This window comes from Bacillus sp. JJ1773, assembly GCF_036962035.1.
Lineage (GTDB): Bacteria > Bacillota > Bacilli > Bacillales > Cytobacillaceae > Cytobacillus.
On the sequence record NZ_JBALNX010000128.1, the window covers coordinates 1 to 1,525 of the forward strand.

Here is a 1,525-nt window from a genome sequence, read left to right on the forward strand (position 1 = left end):
AACTAGTCGAGTAGAAGGGAATCTCTCTACCTCACGGTAGATTGTATTCCTCTCCCCTCACAGAACCGTGCTTGCGCAATTAACGCACACGGCTCCTCCTAGTTATCGTTCACATAATGTAGCTAATCTCTTTTCTTAAGTCATATATGTTAACCTTAATTCTTGCGTAAGGTAATGGGTATTTATTAAGAAAGAGTCTAAATTTATCCCAATTAAATGATTTCCTTTGACTTCTTCTATTGAGCCATTTATACAGTAAGTATCCGATTTTGTCTCTGAATTTGTTTACACTTTGGGTATTATCTGTGATGCAATAATAATTGTAATAACCTATAAGAGAGCGTCTAAATCTATCCATAATGATATGAATATCTTTATTTCTATTAATCTTCAACCATTGCTTAGATTCTTTGAGTTTACCTTGGACTTTCTTCCTGCTTGACTTCCGTTTCACTCGGAACTTACCTTGTTTGCTTTTCCCACAATAGTGTGTAAAACCTAGGAAATCAAAGGTTGCTGGTTTACTGTTTCCCTTTTGTTTTACATCTTTCTCCGCAAACTTTCCAAAGGGAATAATTTTAGTTTTATCCTCGGCTATTTCTAAGTTAAACTTCTTTAATCTCAATTTTAATGATTCGAAGAATTGTTCAGCTTCACTTCTAGATTGAAAACAACAAACAAAATCATCTGCATATCTCACTATAAATGCTTGTCCTTTGCACTGTTTTCTAACCCTTTTCTCAAACCATAGGTCGAGGACGTAATGGAGGTAAACGTTAGCTAATATCGGAGATATTACTCCACCTTGCGGTGTGCCATTTTCTGTCTTGTATTTCTTTCCTTCCTCCATATATCCACCTTTAAGAAACCTACCAATTAATCTTAGGAGGTTAGGGTCAGAGATTCGCAGTTTTAAGAACTCCATCATCCATGTGTGGTCAACATTGTCGAAGAATCCTTTGATATCTACATCTACTATATAATTTACTGACCTCTTTTCAATGTAATAGTTCAGTATTTTCAAAGCATCATGACAGTTACGGTTTGGACGGAATCCAAAGGAACAGTCTAGAAAATCATTCTCATAGATGGTATTTAGTATCTTTGTAATGCCTTTTTGTACAATTTTATCTTCATGTTCTGGTATTCCCAATGGTCTTTTCTTGTCTGAATTGAGCTTTGGAATATACATTCTCCTTACTGGAACAGGACGATAACTTTTGCTTTTAAGCCTATTTACTAAGCCTTCTATGTTTTCTTTTAGATTTTCACTGTATTGTTCTTTAGTTGTACCATTAACCCCAGTTGCCTTTTTATTAGGTAACTCTTGATGACATTGAACTAATGATCGCTCATCTAATAAATGTGCAAGAGATGTAAATTTCATTATAGGATCAGATTTTGCTAATTCTGCTATCCTTAGTAGTTTTGTTTCCATTTAATATTCCTACCTCTGCGTGTAGTAAATGTTTCCCTAGTAAGGGTGATAACTGGTAGCTAGCCTTTCCTCCATCGGCATTACCCA

Annotated in this window: 1 protein-coding gene; it reads right to left on the reverse strand. The window is 35.1% G+C overall.

Features of this window, described 5'->3' with window-relative positions; all coding sequences use genetic code 11:
* Positions 1–109: 109 nt before the first annotated feature.
* Positions 110–1,438: a group II intron reverse transcriptase/maturase gene (ltrA, locus tag V7127_RS24875; protein ID WP_335490809.1), complete on the reverse strand. Its 1,329-nt coding sequence runs from the start codon at positions 1,436–1,438 to the stop codon at positions 110–112.
* Positions 1,439–1,525 lie beyond the last annotated feature (87 nt).

Excerpts from the sequence above, each read along its gene's own strand:
- ltrA (WP_335490809.1), bottom strand. The coding sequence starts at position 1,438 with ATGGAAACAAAACTACTAAGGATAGCAGAATTAGCAAAATCTGATCCT.